Source organism: Shuttleworthella sp. MSX8B (assembly GCF_000524295.1).
Classification (GTDB): domain Bacteria; phylum Bacillota; class Clostridia; order Lachnospirales; family Lachnospiraceae; genus Shuttleworthia; species Shuttleworthia satelles.
The window spans coordinates 72,719-91,838 of sequence record NZ_JAQT01000009.1 but is presented as its reverse complement, the minus strand read 5'-3'; the positions used below and the strand labels follow the sequence as shown (position 1 = coordinate 91,838).

The window sequence follows — 19,120 nt, the reverse complement described above, 5'->3', positions numbered from 1 at the left end:
GATCGGAATTGAGTCTAATTGAAGGATCTATCGATATTCCTCTGGATCACCTGGAGAATATCTTCGGCCAGTTTGACCGCAACATCAAACTCATCGAGCAGACCTTCGCGGTCAGCCTGATCGCCCGCGGCGATTCCATCAAGATCATCGGGGAGAGAGATGGCGTCGAGCGCGCCAGAGATGTCCTGGACTCCCTTTTGGCTCTCTCAAAGAGCGGAGAGAGTATCCAGGAGCAAAATGTCCGCTACGCCATGTCTCTGCATGAGGATGGGATGAATCCCGTGCAGACCATCTTAAAGGTCGACGGAGATGTCATCGCGCACACGGTTGCCGGAAAGCCGATCAAGCCGAAGACGCTGGGTCAGAAGGCCTACGTCGACGCCATCCGGCAGAAGATGATTGTCTTCGGCCTGGGCCCGGCCGGGACCGGAAAGACCTACCTGGCTATGGCCATGGCTATTATGGCTTTTCAGAGAGAGGAGGTCTCGCGCATCATCCTGACCAGACCCGCAATTGAGGCCGGTGAGAAGCTCGGCTTCCTGCCGGGTGACCTGCAGAGTAAGATCGATCCTTACCTGCGTCCGCTTTACGATGCCCTCTATGAGATCATGGGCGCCGAAAGCTATCAGCGCAATATGGAAAAGGGTCTGATTGAGGTGGCCCCTCTGGCCTACATGCGGGGGAGGACTTTGGATAATGCCTTCATCATCTTGGATGAAGCGCAGAATACGACGCCGGCGCAGATGAAGATGTTTCTGACCAGGATCGGCTTCGGCTCCAAGGCGGTGATCACCGGAGATGCCAGCCAGAAGGATCTGTCAGCCGACCAGAAGTCCGGTCTGGATGTCGCGGCCAAAGTCCTTTCGGGTATTGATGATATCGCGGTCTGTCAGCTGACCGGCAAGGATGTCGTGCGGCATCCTCTGGTGCAGAAGATTGTCAATGCCTACGAGGAGTATGAGAAGAAAGAGACGAGGATACGCAGGGACGCCATGCGAATCGGCAGCAAGACGGGTCCCGCAAGAAGAGGACACAGGGCATGACCATTCATTTAGAAGAAGAGTGCGGGCTTGATCTGCCCTTTGACTACAAAAAACTGCTGGAGACTGTGATCCGAAAGGCCCTGGATTATGAGCGCTTTCCCTTTGAGGCGGAGGTCTCCGTGACATTGGTCGATCTGGATCGTATGCATCAGATCAATCGGGAATACCGGCAGATTGACCGGCCGACGGACGTCTTGTCTTTTCCCTTCATCGACTATCCGGCCCCCGGAGATTTCTCGGAAATAGAGAAGACAGACGATTTCTTTAACCCGGACAGCGGCGAGGCTGTTCTGGGAGATATCGTCCTCTGTATTCCAAGACTGATCTCCCAGGCTCAGGACTATGGCCACTCGACCAGGCGGGAATTCGCCTTCCTGATCGCTCACAGTATGTTACACTTAATGGGCTATGACCACATGACAGATGCGGAAAGGATTGACATGGAGCGCCGTCAGTCCGAGATGCTGGACCAGTTGGGGATCCACCGATAGAGAGAAGGCGTATGGGTAATGAGCAGCAGAACAAGTTGAGAAAGAGCGACAGCTCTTTTCTGATGCAGGGATCCATCCTGGCGATCGCCTCCATTGTCAGCAGGGTCATAGGCCTGATCTACCGGATTCCCCTGACCAACATCATAGGGAAAATGGGCAATGACTACTATGGCACGGCATATGAGATCTATAATCTGCTCTTGATCATCTCGTCCTACAGTATTCCACTTGCCGTCTCCAAGGTGGTCGCCGCCAGGATGGCCAATCAGGAGCACAGAAATGCCTTTCGCGTTCTCAAGGGGGCTCTGGCCTTTGCCGCTGTGTCCGGAGGCCTGGCCGGTCTCATCGTCTATTTTGGCGCGGATTTTCTGACCGGTGAGCTCTTAAAGACCCCCTATGCCGCGATCGCTCTGCGCGTGCTGGCGCCGACCCTCTTTATTGTCGCCATTGTCGGTGTCCTGCGGGGATTTTTCCAGGGACTCGGCTCCATGATTCCCTCCGCTGTCTCTCAGATCATGGAGCAGATCGTCAACGCCATCATATCCGTTGCAGCCGCCTACACTCTCTTTTCCTTTGGAGGCCGCGTCGCCGCAGACCGATCTGATACCGCCCAGGTTGCTGCCGCCTATGGAGCGGCCGGCGGAACCTTGGGAACGACTTCCGGATCCGTCATGGCTCTGCTGGTCATGCTCTTTATCTTTCTGGCCTTTTTACCCGGCTTTTTCCGTCGCATGGCAAGAGAGAAGACGGGGACGGTCAGCCCCTACAGCGGGATCATGCGGACACTGGTTCTGACCATTGTCCCGGTTCTGCTCTCCACGACCATCTATAATATTGTTCTGATCATCGATCAGGGAATTTTCAAAAACCTGGCTGTCCTGCAGGGGATTCCGCGCGAGCAGATCTCCTCCTGGTGGGGAGTCTATACCGGAGAGTATCGGGTCATACAGAATGTGCCCATCTCGATCGCCTCCGCCATCGGCGCCTCCGCGGTTCCGACCCTGACCATGGCCTTTCACGCCGGGAAGATGGATCTGGTCAAAAGGCAGCTGGAAAATGCCACCCGTTTTGTCATGCTGGTGGCCATCCCCTCAGCGGTGGGGCTGGCCGTTTTGGCCAGGCCGATTATGCTTCTTCTCTTTCGGGATCCCGATCCGACCTCAGCCATGATGATGGTGGTGGGAGGGCTGACGATCGTCTTCGTCTGTCTCTCGACCCTGTCCAACAGTCTTCTGCAGGGAATTGATCACCTGAATCTGCCGATCATTCATTCCCTGATCGCGACAGGAGTGCAGGCGCTCTTTTTGGTCGTGGCCATGCTGGTTTTCCATCTGGGAATCTACGGTCTGATCATGGCATACACGGTGGACGCGCTTCTGATTTCCTATCTCAATCACCGGTCTATCATGAAATACGCCGCTCCCCGTCCCCTCCTAAAGGAGACTTACATCCTGCCTCTGGCGGCCTCAGCTATTATGGGACTGGCGGTTTTTTTAGCCTATCGGCTGGCCATGCTTTCCCACAGCAATTTGCTGGCGACCTTCTTCGCGGTAGTCGTCGGGGCCTTTGTCTATTTTATCGCGATCATCCGGCTGGGGGCGATCAATGAGGAGACCCTCCTTCGTTTCCCCAAGGGCAGCCTTTTGGTTGGCCTTGCCAAAAAGATGCATTTGATGTGAGGAGTTTTCCATGCAGGCCTATGATCTGATTGTAATCGGCGCCGGCGCTTCCGGTATGGCAGCCGCGATCGCGGCCGCTTCGCGTGGCGCCTCGGTACTGATCCTGGAGAAAAACAAGCAAGTCGGCAGAAAGATTCGCATGACCGGCAACGGCAGGTGCAATTTCAGCAATTTGAGGCAGGGTCGCTTCGCTTATCGCGGAGCAGACCCTGACTTTGCTGTCAGGGCCATGGAGAAATTCGGGCTGAAAGAGACCCTGGACTTTTTCTTTGACCTGGGAATTCTCCCCTACGAGAGAGAGGGCTGTCTCTATCCGTCCACGCAGGAGGCCGCCTCTGTGCAGAAAGCTCTGCTTTGCCGTCTTTTGAAGCTGGGCGTGTCCATTCATACCGGGGAGTCCTGCCGGGGTTTTGCAGCCGTCCGACAGAAGGATTTCCGTTACCGGGTCGCTTTCGTCGACCTGAAAAGTCAGAGCAAAGGGGACTATCTCTGCCGCAGTCTTCTTCTGGCCAGTGGGGGAAAGGCTGCCCCTGCCAGCGGATCTACGGGGGATGGCTACTATTGGGCCGAGAAGCTCGGACACAGGATTATTCCTCCGGCGCCGGCTCTGGTTTCTCTGAAGTCCGGCTGGCCTCTCCTTGAGGATCTGGCCGGTCTTCGTCTGCAGGCAGGGATTCAGCTTCTGATCGACGGACGAGAAGCTGCTTATGACCAGGGGGAGATCCAGTGTAATCGAGACGGTATCTCCGGTATACCGGTCCTTCAGGTCAGCCGCGATGCCTCATACGCCTTGAACGAGGGCTCCTTGGTCAGCGCCCGTCTTTTGATCCTCCCCTGGCTTGCCATGGAGCAGAGAAAAGAGAAGCTGTCTGAAATCCTTTTTGGAAGGCAAAAAGAGAGCCTGGAAAGCTGTCTTCAGGGGATCCTTCCCGGCCGTCTACTTGGCCTTCTGAAAGAATGGACCGGCTATTCCTTGGACAGGAGAGTGGGAGGACTGGATGTGCGTGAAAGAGAAGAGTTGCTGAACAGACTTCTTTCCCTTGAGATCCCCATTGTGGGGACCGGCGGTTATCAGCAGGCGCAGACAACCGCCGGCGGCCTGGCTACCGATCAGTTTTCATCAGACAGCATGGAGTCTTTGCTTTCTCCGGGCTTTTATGCCGCCGGAGAGGTCTTGGACATCGATGGAATCTGCGGAGGCTACAATCTGCAGTGGGCCTGGACCTCCGGCTGTCTGGCAGGCGCGGATATCGCAGGAGAGAGGCATTTATGATTCGATTGACACAGCTGCATCTGCCCGTTTCATCAGAGGGCCAGGACAAAGAGGAAGAGAGAAGAGCTCTGCGAAAGAAAACAGCCTCTCTTCTTGGAATTCCGGAAGAGAGGATCAAGATGCTGCAGATTCTTCGCCGGTCGATCGACGCCAGGAAGAAGCCCCGGCTCTTTTACAGCTACAGTCTCGCGGTTTCCTGCGGGAAGGAGGAGAAGCTTCTCAGGCGGCACGCAGGGGACAATCGAATCAGCGCCTATCATCCTCAGCGCTACCTTCTGCCTGAGCCAATCGCTGGCCGGCGCGTATCAGGCCGGGCAGAGGAGAAACCCGTGATCATCGGAAGCGGCCCCGCGGGGATCTTTGCCGCCTACCTCCTGGCCCTGGCGGGCTTACAGCCTCTGGTGATTGAGCGTGGCAAGACTGTGGACGAGCGGATGGCGGATGTGGAGGCCTTCTGGAGAACAGGTCGTCTGGATCCCTCGTCCAATGTCCAGTTTGGAGAGGGAGGGGCGGGGACTTTCTCTGACGGAAAACTCAACACGCAGGTCAGAGACCCTCTCGGGAGGAATCGATTTGTCCTCGAGACACTGGCTGCCTGCGGCGCTCCGCAGGAAATCCTGATCGATGCCAAACCCCATATCGGAACGGATATTCTTGTCCTTGTCATGCGAAATCTCAGGCAGAAGATCATCGATCTCGGCGGCAGTTTTCGCTTTCAGACCAGGATGACGCGGCCTCTGATTCGGGAGGGGAGAATCGAGGGATTCTATTTTCGCAAAGAATCCTCTTCGGACCTGGAGGAAGAATTTCTCCCCTGCAGCCGCCTTGTCCTGGCCATCGGCCACTCCGCCAGAGACAGCTTTGAGACCCTGTACAAAGAACAGGTGCCCATGGAGGCCAAGCCCTTTGCCCTGGGATTTCGCGTCGAACACCCGCAGAAGATGATCGACGACTCCCAATACGGCAAGATAAGCAGGCCGCCGGTTCCCGCCTCCTATAAACTTGCCAGGAGCTTACCGGGCAGAAGAGGTGTATACTCATTTTGCATGTGCCCCGGCGGATATGTGGTCAACGCTTCTTCTGAGACAGGACGCCTGGCAGTCAACGGGATGTCTTATGCCGATCGGGGAAGCGCCAATGCCAATTCAGCCATCGTTCTCACCGTGGGGGAGAGGGAATTTGACATGCGTGATCCGCTGGCGGGAATGGCCTATCAGAGAGAGATGGAAAAGAGAGCCTATGCCCTTGGTCAGGGATCGATTCCCCAGCAGCTCTGGGGAGACTATCTGGCCAATCGCCCGTCTTCGTCCTATGGAAGCTTTGCCAGCTGCGCAAGGGGGGACTGCAGACTGACCAATCTCCGCGGTTTCTTATCGGAGGACATGGAGGCAGACCTGATCGATGCCATGTCTTTCTTTGGAAAAAAGATCTCGGGTTTTGACGATGAAAACGCCATCTTGAGCGCCGTAGAGAGCCGGACATCCTCACCGGTTCGCATTTTGCGGGGAGAGAACTTTCAGTCGAAGATTAAGGGGCTCTATCCCTGCGGGGAGGGGGCCGGCTACGCGGGAGGAATCACTTCAGCGGCAATGGACGGGCTGAAGGTGGCGGAGGCGATCATCAGAGAGTATGCTGATACTGTGACCTGACGCATCGGATTTTAATAAGATGTATCCGTTTTTATAAAATGAAAGTGTTTCTATGCTGACATACAGTGATCTGGAAAAAAAACCACAGTTCCTCAAGGATCTGACCCCTATGATGGAACACTATATTGCCACAAAGAGGGAGAATCCGACCTGCATTCTCTTCTATCGCCTTGGTGACTTCTACGAGATGTTCTTTGACGACGCGATCTCTGTCTCCAAGGAATTGGAGCTGACTCTGACCGGCAAGGCCTGCGGCCTTCCGGAGCGAGCTCCCATGTGCGGAGTCCCCTATCACGCGGTGGAGTCATATCTCAACCGACTGGTGCAAAAGGGCTACAAGGTTGCCATCTGCGATCAGCTGGAGGATCCCAGGGAGGCAAAGGGGATGGTGAAACGGGGCGTCACCCGCATTGTAACCCCCGGGACCAATATGAACGCGTCCTCGCTCGAGGAGGGGAAGAACAACTATATTCTCAGTATCATCTATGTGGGCAACACCTTCGGTCTTTCGGCGGCAGATGTGTCCACCGGGGATTTCTTCGTCACGGAACTGGATTCTGACCGAAAGCTCATGGATGAGTTGTCCAAGTATCATCCGTCGGAGCTGGTCTGCAATGATTCCATGTCCATGTGCGGACTTGACTTAGATGCCCTGAGGGATCGCTTCCATATGGCGATCAGCCCCCTGGAATCCTATTACTTTGAGGATGAGGCCTGCCTGAACCTGCTCAGAGAGCATTTTCATGTATCAGACCTGACAGCCCTGGGCCTTAAGGATTTCCCGATCGGGAGCATTGCGGCCGGAGCCCTGCTTAAGTATCTGATTGAGACGCAGAAGTCAGATCTGGCAAACATGTCCGCCATCTCACCCTACCGGGGTGGAAACTACATGCTGCTTGATGCCGCCACCCGCCGCAACTTAGAGCTTGTGGAGACCTTGAGAGAGAAGGAGAAGAGAGGATCTTTGCTCTGGGTCTTAGACAAGACCAGGACGGCGATGGGGGCCAGGATGCTTCGCTCCCGTATTGAACAGCCATTGATTGACGAAGAGGAGATTATAAACCGCTATGACGCCCTGGATGAAATGCTCTCGGACATGATCAGCCGCGAGGAGATCCGGGAGTACTTAAATCCGGTCTATGACCTGGAACGGCTGATCACAAGGATCACCTATCAGACGGCCAATCCGAGAGACCTGGTCGCCTTCGCGTCCTCTGTCGCCGTCCTCCCGGCCATCCGTGCCCTTCTGGCGGATTTCTCATCCCGGAATATGAAGCGGATTCTCGACGACATGGATCCGCTGGAAGACATAAAGACTTTGATTTCGTCAGCCATCGCGGAGGAACCGCCGATCTCCTCCCATGAGGGGGGCATCATCCGAGCGGGCTACAACCAGGAGATCGATCGGCTCAGAGCCGCGGCCACAGACGGCAAGCAGTGGCTGGCGGAGTTAGAGACCAAGGAGCGTGAGAAGACAGGAATCAAAAATCTACGCATCAAGTACAACAGGGTCTTCGGATACTATCTGGAGGTCACCAATTCTTACCTGAATCTGGTTCCCGACTACTTCATCCGAAAGCAGACTCTGACCAACGCGGAGCGCTTCTATACACCAGAGCTCAAGGAGCTGGAGAATACGATCCTGGGATCCGCTGACCGCCTTCTTGCCTTGGAAAATGAGCTTTTTTGTCAGGTGCGCGACCGCGTCGGCCAGGAGGTGGTCCGCATTCAGAAGACGGCGAGGGCCATCGCCTCCTTGGACTTCTACCAGTCTCTTGCCAAGGTGGCAGAGGACAACCGTTTCTGCAGGCCGCGGCTGAACAAAAGAGGAATCTTGGAAATCAAGAACGGGCGTCATCCGGTAGTGGAGAAGATGCTGCGCGACGGAGATTTTATTGCCAACGACACTTATCTGGACAACAAGAGCCACCGGCTCTCCATCATCACCGGTCCCAACATGGCCGGCAAATCCACATACATGCGCCAGAACGCCATTATTGTCCTCATGGCTCAGGTCGGTTCCTTCGTGCCTGCAGAAGCTGCCAACATTTCAGTGGTGGACCGTATCTTCACCCGCGTCGGCGCGTCAGACGATCTGGCCAGCGGACAATCGACCTTTATGGTAGAGATGAGCGAGGTCGCGAATATTCTCCGAAACGCGACCTCCAAATCTCTTCTGATCCTGGATGAGATCGGGAGGGGGACCTCCACCTTTGACGGCCTGTCCATTGCCTGGGCCATGGTGGAATACATTGCCAACAGCAGACTGATCGGGGCAAAGACCCTCTTTGCCACCCACTATCATGAGCTGACAGAGCTTGAGGGGAGGATCGACGGGGTCAATAACTACTGCGTCGCCGTCAAGGAAAAGGGGGACGAGATCGTCTTCCTCAGGAAAATTGTTCCCGGCGGAGCTGACCGAAGTTATGGAATTCAGGTGGCCAAGCTGGCCGGAGTACCGGACGGGGTCATCGAGCGGGCAAAGGAAATCTCTGAAGAACTGTCCGATCATGACATCACTCTGATCACTGCGAATATTCTGCCGGAAGCGAAGAGAGGGGCCAGAAAACCGCCATCTTCCCTGGATGAGGTTGATATGGGCCAGATGAGTCTCTTTGACACCATAAAGGATGATGATATCATCAGAGAACTGCGCGATATGGATATCTCCAATCTCACGCCTCTGGAGGCTTTAAACCGTCTGAATGAGATGCAGAACAAGGTGAAAAATCGCTGGTAAATATATGCGAGGGTGCGCTTATGGATAGACAAGATATCGCTCTTTTGAGCCAGGAGACAATTGATAAGATTTCCGCGGGAGAGGTGATCGAGCGCCCGGCCTCCGTCGTCAAAGAGCTGACGGAAAATGCTATTGACGCCGGGGCGACGGCCATTTCGGTAGAGATCAAGGAGGGGGGCATTGACTATATTCGCGTCACGGATAACGGATGCGGCATCCCCAGGGAGCAGATTTCTCTGGCCTTCCTGCCCCATTCCACATCAAAAATCAGGTCGTCGGAAGACCTTTTAGCCATTCATTCGCTGGGCTTTCGAGGAGAGGCGCTCTCGTCAATCGCCGCGGTCTCCAGGGTAGAGCTGATCAGCAAGACTTCCGAGTCCCTGACCGGGTCCCGCTATGTCATTGAGGGGGCAAAAGAAGTCTCTCTGACAGAAATCGGAGCCCCGGACGGGACGACCTTTATTGTCAGGCAGCTCTTCTTCAACACGCCTGCCCGCCGCAAATTCCTAAGAACGGCCGCCACAGAGGGCAATTACATCTCCGACATCATGGAACGCCTCGCCCTGTCTCATCCCGGGATCTCATTTCGCTTTATCTCCAATGGAAAGCAGAAGATGGCGACGGCGGGAAAGGGAAGTCTTAAGGACGCAATCTATCAGATCTACGGAAGAAGCGTCGCGATGGACCTTCTTCCTGTCCGCTGTGAGAGAGAAACATATACCCTGGAGGGATTTATTGGCAAACCCTCTTTGACCAGAGGAAATCGCAGCTTCGAGAATTTTTTCATCAATGGCCGCTATGTGAGAAGTCAGCTCTTATCGAAAGCCCTAGAAGAGGGATACAAGGGTTATATGATGCAGCACCAGTACCCCTTCTGCGTCCTGGAGCTGACCTTCCCGGACGGAAGCGTGGATGTCAACGTCCATCCGACCAAGATGGAGGTTCGCTTCGACGACGCGGACGAAGTGTACGCCGGCCTTGCGTCCGCTGTTTCCCAGAGACTGCTTATGCGCGAAGACATCTCCAATATTCCCATTCAGAGTCAGAAGCCGGTCAGGACGCCGGCCCCGTCGGCAAAAGCGGCAGGGGCTGAGCCCTTCGAGCGGTCCCGTCTGGAAGAGATCCGCCGTCAGATTATGGATGATATCAAAAATGACTCTCCCTACGAGAAGCAGTATGATCGCCCGATCAGCGCAAGCCATACAGATGACGCGAGCCGTAAAGACAACGAAATCCATGAAGATGATGTGAGCTGTAAAGGCGACAGAACCCCAACAGATCTCTCAGATCAAAAGAGAAGGAAGCTGAGGGAAGAGCCTTCGGGCCGGGAGATGAAGCTTTCAGAGAGGGCTAAAAAGGGCTTTGGCGATTATACGCAGCCCAAATTTTTCAGCCAGGAGGCCAGAGAGAGCTTTACGATCGTGGGACAGGTCTTCGGAACCTATTGGATCATTCAGTATGCCGACAAAATGTATATCATCGATCAGCATGCTGCCCACGAAAAAGTCCTCTATGAGCGCACGATGGCTCAACTGAAGGACAAGGAGATGACCTCGCAGCTGCTCTCTCCCCCGATCATCGTCAGCCTCTCCCCCCTGGAGCAGGAGGCCTATGACAGGTGCTCCGATGCCTTTTACCGCATCGGATTTCGCCTGGAGCCCTTTGGAGGAAAGGAGTATGCCATCAAGGGGGTTCCGGGAAATCTCTTTCAGATCGATGCCAGGACGCTCTTTTTGGATATGATTGCCCAGGCCTGTGACTTCAAGGCGAACGCCTCCTCCGAGCTTGTCATGGAGAAGGTGGCCTCCATGTCCTGCAAGGCCGCTGTCAAGGGAAACAGTAAGCTCTCTCTTGCCGAGATCAAAGAGCTGATCGCAGAGCTTCTGACTCTGGAAAATCCCTATCACTGTCCCCATGGCCGCCCGACGATTATTTCCTTTAGTCACTATGATCTGGATCGCAAATTCAAGAGGATTGTCACATGAAGCCCTTGATTATTATCGCCGGCCCGACCGCGGTCGGAAAGAGCGCCCTCTCAATCAGAATAGCCAAAGAGGTCGGCGGAAGCATCATCTCCGCGGATTCCATGCAGGTATACCAGGGCATGGATATCGGCTCAGCCAAGATCAGAGAAGATGAGATGGAGGGGATTCCCCACTATCTGATCGACTGCGTCAAGCCGGATCAGCCCTGGAATGTCGTTATCTTTCAGGAGAGGGCCAAAAAGGCCATGGCAGAGATCTATGCCCGCGGCCGCATTCCGATGATCGTGGGGGGGACCGGATTTTACATTCAGGCGATCACCAGAGATATTGATTTCACCTCAATGCAAGAGGATGTGGAATTTCGACAGAGGATGGAAGCTCTGGCAGAGGAAGGGGGACCCGAATTCCTGCACGAGAAGTTAAAGGCCGTTGATCCTTCGGCGGCAGACCAGATCCATTTTAACAATGTAAAGCGTGTTGTGCGCGCCCTGGAATTCTATCATGTCAGCGGCCAGAGAATCTCTGACCACAACGCCCGGGAGAGGGAAAAGAAGAGCCCCTACAATCTGGCTTATTTTGTCTTAACGCAGGATCGAAAGGCCCTCTATCAGCGCATTGACAAGCGGGTCGATCGAATGATGCAGGAGGGCTTATTAGATGAGGTGGCGGCTTTAAAGAGGGCCGGTTATCATCAGGGAATGGTCTCCATGCAGGGACTGGGTTACAAGGAAATCCTGGAATATCTGGATGGCCGGATCAGTCTGGATCAGGCGGTATATCAGATCAAGAGAGACAGCAGACATTTCGCCAAGCGCCAGCTGACCTGGTTTCGAAGGGAAAAAGACGTTGTCTGGCTGGATAAATCTGCCTTTGGCAATGATGAGGATCTCATCGTAAAAAGGGCTGTCGAGCTTTTGAAGAAGAGAGGAATTTATGGAGCAGATTGAAGAGATGTACCATAAGCTGGGCATCAGTCCAGCCGTCTGTCATTACGCGCACAGAGTTTTAGACGGCTTGAAAAGCCGTTTTGAGGAAATTGATCGGCTGACGGAATACAATCAGATGAAGGTGATCGCCGCCATGCAGAAGAACCGGGTCTCGGCAGACTGCTTCAATTCCTCCAGCGGCTACGGTTACGATGATCTGGGAAGAGAGACCCTGGAGAAGGTCTACGCGGATACATTCGGCGCGGAGGATGCTCTGGTCCGCCCTCAGATCACCTGCGGAACGCATGCTCTTGCCCTTGCCCTGATGTCTAATCTGCGCCCGGGAGACGAGCTCTTGTCTCCTGTCGGCAAGCCATATGACACCTTGGAAGAGGTGATCGGCATTCGGCCCGCAAGAGGCTCTCTCGCGGAATATCAGATCAGCTACCGACAGGTGGACCTCCTGGAAAACGGCGATTTTGACTATGAGAGCATCCGCGCCGCAATCAACGAGAAGACCCGCCTGGTGACAATCCAGCGGTCCAAGGGATACCAGACCCGGCCGACCCTGTCCGTGGAGAAAATCGGACAGCTGATCCGCTTTGTCAAGGAGATTAAGCCGTCTTTGATCGTCATGGTTGACAATTGCTACGGTGAATTCACGGAGACAATCGAGCCTCTGGATGTGGGCGCGGATATGATGGTCGGCTCCCTGATCAAAAACCCCGGCGGAGGTCTTGCACCGATCGGGGGCTATATTGCCGGAAGCAGGGCCTGTGTGGAAAACGCTGCGTATCGATTGACTTCCCCGGGGCTGGGCAAGGAGGTAGGCGCTTCCCTCGGGGTCATGAGGGACTTCTTCCAGGGCTTTTTTCTGGCGCCGACAGTGACAGGGGCGGCCATGAAGGGGGCAATCTTCGCGGCAAAGCTCTATGAGAGCCTGGGCTTTTCGGTGCTTCCCAATGGAACAGAGAAGAGGCATGATATTATCCAGGCGGTGACCTTCGGAAGACCGGAGGGCCTGATTGCCTTCTGCCAGGGCATCCAGGCGGCGGCCCCGGTGGATTCTTATGTGAAACCGGAGCCCTGGGATATGCCGGGCTATGATGATCCGGTCATTATGGCCGCGGGCGCGTTTGTCCAGGGATCCTCCATCGAGTTGTCTGCGGACGGGCCTCTGCGCCCCCCCTATACAGCCTTTTTTCAGGGAGGCCTGACTTGGCCTCACGCCAAGCTCGGAATCATGATGTCCCTGCAGAAAGTCTATGAGGCTAATCTTGTGACGGATAGTCAATTATGCTAATATGTTTTTGGCTGACCGATGATATCGCTCTTGTGCAAGACCAATGAGGCAGGCATGAGGAGCAGGAATCATTTTGACAATAGATACGCTGACAACGCGCCGGATCGGAAGTTGGATCGCTGTGGCTGCGCGGCCTTGACGGACGCGGAGCTGATTGCCATTCTTCTTCGGAGCGGGACAAGAGACTGCGATGTCTTAGCTATGGCTGAGGAGCTTCTTCGTCTGCGACAGCACTCGCTGGCTGATCTGGTCAATATCTCCAGGGATGAACTCATGCTTATCCCCGGTATCGGACCGGTCAAGGCAAGAGAATTGCAGTCTGTTTTCGAGTTGTCCAGGCGAATTGCCAGCAATACGAGGCGCAGGAAGTTAAAACTGACTGAGACCAAATCCATTGCAGGCTATTATATGGAACGGCTGCGACACGAAGACAGTGAACTTCTGGTTGCGGCCTATTTTAATGTGAGAGATGAGCTGGTATTTGAGTCTGTCATCAGCCTGGGGAGCAGTGACCGAACGGATTTTCCTATTCGCAAAATCTTCTCACTGGCCCTGACGCATCAGGCCAGTCAGCTGGTGCTCCTGCACAATCACCCCAGCGGGGATCCCACCCCTTCGCAGGCCGACTATCTGGCCACGCAGGAGGCCAAGATGGCAGGGCAGTATCTTGAAATCGCCCTGCGGGATCACATTATCATCGGCGATCACCAGTATTACAGTTTCCGTCAGGGGGAACTGATCTAGGAGGAGGAGATCCTATGAGCAACGCATACGGTATTGATTTTGGAACGGGGAATCTCAAGATCTTTTCCAAGGCTTCCAACGACATTACCAATATCAAAGACACCATCGCTCTTGTGAATCGCAATCAGATGTATTCCTACGGCGATGCCGCCTATGCCATGTATGAGAAGGCGCCGGCCAATATTGGGGTTTCTTTTCCTATCATCAACGGAGTCATTGCCGACTTCGACAATATGCAGACCATGATCTATGAGGTCTTAGAGTCGGATCTAAAGGCCAACATCAAGAGAAGCGATATTGTGGTCGCTGTCCCGAATGATATCACTGAGGTGGAGAAGAAGGCCTTCTTTGATATTTTCGCCAAGGCCAAGGTCAGGCCGCATTCCATTCGAATCTGTGAGAAGCCCCTGGCTGACGCCATCGGCATGGGAGTGGACGTCAATGAGCCCAAGGGCGTCATGGTCGTCGATATGGGAGCCGATACGACGGAGATCTCAGTCGTATCTCTCGGCGGAATCGTAATCTCCGAGCTTCTTCCCATGGGAGGCAACCAGCTGGATGATTCTATCGTCACCTATATTCGCCGGCAGTTTAATCTGGTCATTGGCCGCAAGACCGCCAAGATGCTCAAGGAGGAGATCGGATCCGCCATCGAGGATGCCCAGGGAGCTCTGATGATTGTCGGAAGAGATGTGGTATCCGGACTTCCCATGGAGTTCGAGGTGGACGCAAAGATGGTCTATGAGGGAATGAGAGATGACCTGCAGAATCTGGCGACCGCGATCAAGCTGCTTTTGGAGAAGGTTCCGCCGGAGCTTGCCAAAGACATTGTTCACAGCGGCATTTACCTGACAGGCGGCGGATCCAATATTCGCTCTTTAGACGCCTTCATCAAGTCCATCACAAATATCCAAATGAACGTGGCCGAGCGGGGAGAGGAGACGGTTGTCATGGGACTGAGTTCCGTTGTGACAGATGCCCATTACTCCAGGTTCGGCTATGAGATGAAGTCAAGGAATATCAACTAGGGTTTATTCATGAAGAGACGCAGGCGCAACGCATTATCCGGTCGATTTATTTTTACAAGTCTCCTTTTCATCTGCGGCATTTTGCTCTTTGCGGGCTATTCAGCCAATTTCAACGGAGGCATCTTCACAAGAGCTGCCTCTGCGATTTTTTTGCCCATGCAAAGGGGGATTGACGCCATCGGCAGTCACATCTCGGTGAACACGGAAGAGGCTAAGTCGAGATCTGCCCTGATCGAGGAGAATCAAGAGCTCAGGAGTCAACTGGCGGATGCCCAGGATCAGGTCAGTCAGCTGCAGAGACAAAAGACCCAGCTCAAGGATTTGCAGGAGCTCTATCAGCTGGATCAATCCTACGGACAGTATCCGAAGACAGCCGCGCACGTGATTGCCAGGGATTCCTCCAATTGGTTCAATTCCTTTACAATCGACAAGGGGGCTGCCGACGGAATGAAGGTCAATATGAACGTGATGGCCGGCAAGGGACTGATCGGGATCATTACGGAGGTCGGCACGCATTACGCGATAGTCGACACGATTATCAATGACGCAAGCAGTGTCTCCGCCCAGATCTCCGATAAGGGACAGAATCTGATCACTACCGGATCGCTCAAGGATATGACGGAGTCGAATGTCATCCGCATCAGTTCTCTGGAGGATCCCTCAGCCAGTGTGGCGGCAGGTGACGCTGTCGTCACCTCCAATATTTCAGACAAGTATCTGCCGGGTATTTTGATCGGCTATGTGACCAATCTGACCAACGATGCCAATAAACTCACCAGGTCCGGCAGTCTGACCCCGGCAGCGGACTTCAAGAAGCTGCGGGAGGTTTTAGTGATTACGCAGATCAAGGAGACCGGAGATCATGAATGAAACTCTCTATCAGGCGCGCCGTTTCCTTGTGACAGGGCTTATGATTTTCACATGTCTGCTTCTGCAGATGGGGGCTTTGCCTAAACTCAAGCTGGGAATTGTCATGCCGAATCTCATGGTGATTCTGACGTCGACCGCGGGCTTTATGCGCAGCCAGAAGCAGGGGATGCTCATGGGCTTTTTCTGCGGGATCGCCCTGGATTTGTTCTCCTCCCAGGTCTTTGGCTACTATGCCCTGATCTATCTTCTGATCGGCAGCTTAAACGGCCTCTTTCGCCATCTTTTTTTCGGGGATGACCTGAAGATGCCTCTGGCCATGATCGCGGCTTCTGACCTGCTCTATGGACTGATGATCTACATCAGCGCCTTCTTCCTTCACGGGAACAGAGAATTTCTGTTTTATCTTCTGAACATTATGATTCCGGAGGCTGTTTATACCGGGGTCATCTCGCTGATTCTTTATCCTCTGATTTATCGCATCTATCGCTGGATGCAGGAGGATAAGCAAAGGAGGCGCAGTCTTGGCTGATTTTTTCCAGAAAATTCGCGATCGGCTGGCCGGTTCCCGGCTGGAAATCCTGCTGACGCTGATGATGATATTCGCCGCGGTGCTTTTAGCCAGGCTTTTCTATCTGCAGATCATCCGAGGCGCTTACTATCAGAACAATTACAAGCTGCGTGTCGAGAAGACACAGTTAAAAGATGCCTCCCGGGGGAATATCTATGATCGCAACGGAAACCTCCTTGCCTATAACAAGCTGGCCTACGCCGTCACAATAGAAGATACGGCCTCCTACAAGAATGCCGCGGAGAAGAATCGGACGCTCAATGAAAAGCTGGCCGAAATTATTGAGAAATTAAAGGCAAACGGAGATCACATCAAGAATAATTTCAGCATCTTCATTGACGGGAGTGGAGAATACCAGTTTTCTGTGGAGGGAAGTGCCCTGCAGCGCTTCCGGGCCGATATCTACGGCCGATCCAATGTCAACGATCTGACCTACAATAAGAAGCTGGGTTACGACGAATCACAGGCGACCGCAAATCAGATTATGGATTACCTGATTCAAAAGCGCTTCTCCATTGACTTAAACCGCTATGACAAGGAGACGGCCTATGAAATCGCTATCCTGCGATTTGAGATGAGCCTTAACTCCTATCAGAAGTACATCGCGACAGAGATCGCCACCAATGTCTCTGACAAGACAGCCGCTTATATCAAGGAAAACGCCAAGTCCCTGCCCGGTGTTGACATCAAGGAAACGACGGTTCGCAATTACGCGGATGCAGAGGCTTTTTCATCAGTCATCGGTTATACAGGAACGATTTCCACGGAGGAATTCAATCGAAAATCCGCGGAGGATAAGACCGTCGCGATTACCGACCAGGTGGGAAAGGCCGGTCTGGAGCAGTCCATGGACGAACAACTGACCGGAAAGAAGGGGACCAAGACGGTATACGTCGATAATGTCGGAACTCCTCTGCAGGTAGGGGCCTCAAAGGACCCGGTCGCGGGCAACGACGTCTATCTGTCCATTGATAAGGATCTTCAGGTCAAGACCTACAAGCTCTTAGAGCAGGAGGTCACCGGCGTTATTCTGACCAAAATGAGCAATACCAAGAAGACCAGTACGGATCCGAACGCCGGCAATTATGCCGACAAAATTCTGCCCGTCTATGACATCTATATTCAGCTGGTCAACAATCATATGATCGATGTGGACAAGCTCAATGCGGAGGGGGCCAGTGATCTGGAGCGGGCAGTCGCCGCTAAATTTGACGATCACCTGCGTCAGAGTCTGGACAGGCTCAAGAGCCAGCTGCAGAGCGATTCGGGGCTGGCCTACCGGTCGCTGGGGGACGAGGGACAGGACTACGCCACCTATATTGTCAAAAAGCTAAAGGCGGACGCTGTCTTTAACGCGGACAAGATCGATAATAAAGACCAGATGCAGCTGCGCTGGGCCAATCAGGATCTGTCGGTCAATGACTACCTCAAGTACGCACTGAAGAAGAACTGGATTGACATCAGCAAAATCCCCGGCTTATCCAAGTATCTGGATACGGACCAGGCTTATCAGGGCCTCATCGAGTACATTTTGGGAAATCTTCAGGCAGACCAGGACTTTGCCGCCCTGTCCAGAAGGTACACCATCTTAAATGATGAGGTCTCTCCCAATGCCCTCTGCGCGATTTTATATGACCAGGGAGTTCTGCCCAGGGATGACAGTACGAGGAACGCTCTGGCGTCCGGCAGTCTCTCCGCCTATGGATTCATTCAGAGCAAGCTCCGCAGTCTGGAGATCCGGCCCGGACAGCTGGGCCTTAATCTCTCCACTGCCTCCGCAGTTGTCACCGATCCCAGGACAGGAGAGATCCTCGCCTGCGTTTCCTATCCGGGATACGACTCCAATCAGCTTGCCAACGCGACAGATTCCTCCTACTACAAGAAGCTGACCCAGTCCTCCTCGCGTCCCCTTTTTAACTACGCGACCCAGCAGAAGACGGCGCCGGGTTCTACCTTTAAGCCGGTCACAACCGTTGCCGGTATTTCCGAGGGAGTCATTACCGCCTCGACAACCATACGGGACGAGGGAGTTTTCACCAAGGTCTCAAATCATCCCAAGTGCTGGTCCTATCCCGCCTTCACACACGGGACGCTCAATGCTCAGGAGGCCATTCGCCATTCCTGCAATTATTTCTTCTATGAAGTCGGCTATCGGCTGGCGTGCAAGAGCGGAGGAGCTTACAATGATGGTGCCGGGATCAATCTGATTCAGAAATACGCGCAGATGTTTGCCCTGGACCAGAAGACCGGAGTGGAGATTCCGGAAGCGGAGTCTTCCATAGCAACGCAGTATCCGGTAATGGCGGCAATCGGTCAGTCGGACAACAACATGACAACTGTCGCTTTGGCACGCTACGCGACCGCTGTCACCAATAATGGCACGGTCTATCAGATGACCCTCCTGGATCATGTCTCCGACAGCAATGGGAACGTGATTCAGAAGTATAGCCCCACCGTCAAATCGCAAATCACGGCAGTCTCTTCCGACACCTGGAATTTTATCCATGTCGGGATGAGAGAGGTTGTGACCGACATGTCCACGATGCGGAATTTTTCGGTTCCGATCGCCGGCAAGACGGGTACGGCTCAGTCCTCGACAAGCACGGCGTCACACGGGCTTTTCATTGGATTTGCCCCCTATGACAATCCGACCGTCTGTCTGGCGGTGCGGATCCCCTACGCCTATGAGTCCTTCTACGCGGCGGATGTCTCCAGGGATATTATCGGCTGTTATCTGGGAGACGCCGCATCTAACGCGCTTGTCGGAACGGGAGCCATTCAGGCCGGAAGCAGCGGACACGGAGATTAAGAGGAGAGTTAA

The 19,120-nt window shown here is 54.0% G+C and carries 14 protein-coding genes; all 14 read left to right on the top strand.

Annotation, left to right across the window (positions count from 1 at the left end):
- Nucleotides 1–8 precede the first annotated feature (8 nt).
- The 14 genes from HMPREF1508_RS01675 to HMPREF1508_RS01610 are packed head-to-tail and all read left to right on the top strand — an operon-like array spanning nucleotide 9 to nucleotide 19,108.
- Nucleotides 9–1,043, top strand: a complete 1,035-nt coding sequence (locus tag HMPREF1508_RS01675; protein ID WP_006906147.1) for a PhoH family protein — start codon at nucleotides 9–11, stop codon at nucleotides 1,041–1,043.
- Nucleotides 1,040–1,534 (top strand): rRNA maturation RNase YbeY, encoded by a 495-nt coding sequence (ybeY, locus tag HMPREF1508_RS01670; protein WP_044958829.1) that lies wholly within the window; start codon nucleotides 1,040–1,042, stop codon nucleotides 1,532–1,534. Before HMPREF1508_RS01675 ends, ybeY begins: the two co-directional genes overlap by 4 nt.
- An 11-nt stretch (nucleotides 1,535–1,545) precedes the next feature.
- Nucleotides 1,546–3,213, top strand: coding sequence for a putative polysaccharide biosynthesis protein (locus HMPREF1508_RS01665; protein WP_006906149.1), 1,668 nt, complete (start codon nucleotides 1,546–1,548; stop codon nucleotides 3,211–3,213).
- Nucleotides 3,214–3,223: 10 nt separating this feature from the next.
- Nucleotides 3,224–4,486, top strand: coding sequence for an aminoacetone oxidase family FAD-binding enzyme (locus HMPREF1508_RS01660; protein ID WP_044958827.1), 1,263 nt, complete (start codon nucleotides 3,224–3,226; stop codon nucleotides 4,484–4,486).
- Nucleotides 4,483–6,135: an NAD(P)/FAD-dependent oxidoreductase gene (locus HMPREF1508_RS01655; RefSeq protein ID WP_044958824.1), complete on the top strand. Its 1,653-nt coding sequence runs from the start codon at nucleotides 4,483–4,485 to the stop codon at nucleotides 6,133–6,135. Before HMPREF1508_RS01660 ends, HMPREF1508_RS01655 begins: the two co-directional genes overlap by 4 nt.
- A 52-nt stretch (nucleotides 6,136–6,187) precedes the next feature.
- A complete protein-coding gene (mutS, locus tag HMPREF1508_RS01650) occupies nucleotides 6,188–8,875 on the top strand; it encodes a DNA mismatch repair protein MutS (RefSeq protein ID WP_044958822.1) in 2,688 nt (895 codons plus the stop codon).
- A gap of 20 nt (nucleotides 8,876–8,895) precedes the next feature.
- On the top strand, nucleotides 8,896–10,860 hold the full coding sequence (mutL, locus tag HMPREF1508_RS01645) for a DNA mismatch repair endonuclease MutL (protein ID WP_044958818.1): 1,965 nt from the start codon (nucleotides 8,896–8,898) through the stop codon (nucleotides 10,858–10,860).
- Nucleotides 10,857–11,807, top strand: a complete 951-nt coding sequence (gene miaA, locus HMPREF1508_RS01640; protein WP_044958816.1) for a tRNA (adenosine(37)-N6)-dimethylallyltransferase MiaA — start codon at nucleotides 10,857–10,859, stop codon at nucleotides 11,805–11,807. Before mutL ends, miaA begins: the two co-directional genes overlap by 4 nt.
- The gene (locus HMPREF1508_RS01635) at nucleotides 11,794–13,089 is read left to right on the top strand and encodes a methionine gamma-lyase family protein (protein ID WP_198015541.1); all 1,296 of its coding nucleotides are present in this window, start codon (nucleotides 11,794–11,796) and stop codon (nucleotides 13,087–13,089) included. Before miaA ends, HMPREF1508_RS01635 begins: the two co-directional genes overlap by 14 nt.
- Before the next feature lie 54 nt (nucleotides 13,090–13,143).
- Nucleotides 13,144–13,833, top strand: a complete 690-nt coding sequence (gene radC, locus HMPREF1508_RS01630; RefSeq protein ID WP_044958814.1) for a RadC family protein — start codon at nucleotides 13,144–13,146, stop codon at nucleotides 13,831–13,833.
- A 14-nt stretch (nucleotides 13,834–13,847) separates the two neighbouring features.
- A complete protein-coding gene (locus HMPREF1508_RS01625) occupies nucleotides 13,848–14,861 on the top strand; it encodes a rod shape-determining protein (RefSeq protein WP_044958813.1) in 1,014 nt (337 codons plus the stop codon).
- Between the two features lie 9 nt (nucleotides 14,862–14,870).
- The gene (gene mreC / locus HMPREF1508_RS01620; protein ID WP_044958811.1) at nucleotides 14,871–15,731 is read left to right on the top strand and encodes a rod shape-determining protein MreC; all 861 of its coding nucleotides are present in this window, start codon (nucleotides 14,871–14,873) and stop codon (nucleotides 15,729–15,731) included.
- Nucleotides 15,724–16,260 carry a rod shape-determining protein MreD gene (mreD, locus tag HMPREF1508_RS01615; protein WP_006906159.1) on the top strand — a complete coding sequence of 179 codons (537 nt, stop codon included), beginning with the start codon at nucleotides 15,724–15,726 and terminating at the stop codon, nucleotides 16,258–16,260. The genes mreC and mreD overlap by 8 nt, the downstream gene beginning before the upstream one ends.
- Nucleotides 16,253–19,108 (top strand): penicillin-binding transpeptidase domain-containing protein, encoded by a 2,856-nt coding sequence (locus tag HMPREF1508_RS01610; protein ID WP_049906830.1) that lies wholly within the window; start codon nucleotides 16,253–16,255, stop codon nucleotides 19,106–19,108. Before mreD ends, HMPREF1508_RS01610 begins: the two co-directional genes overlap by 8 nt.
- Nucleotides 19,109–19,120: the final 12 nt, after the last annotated feature.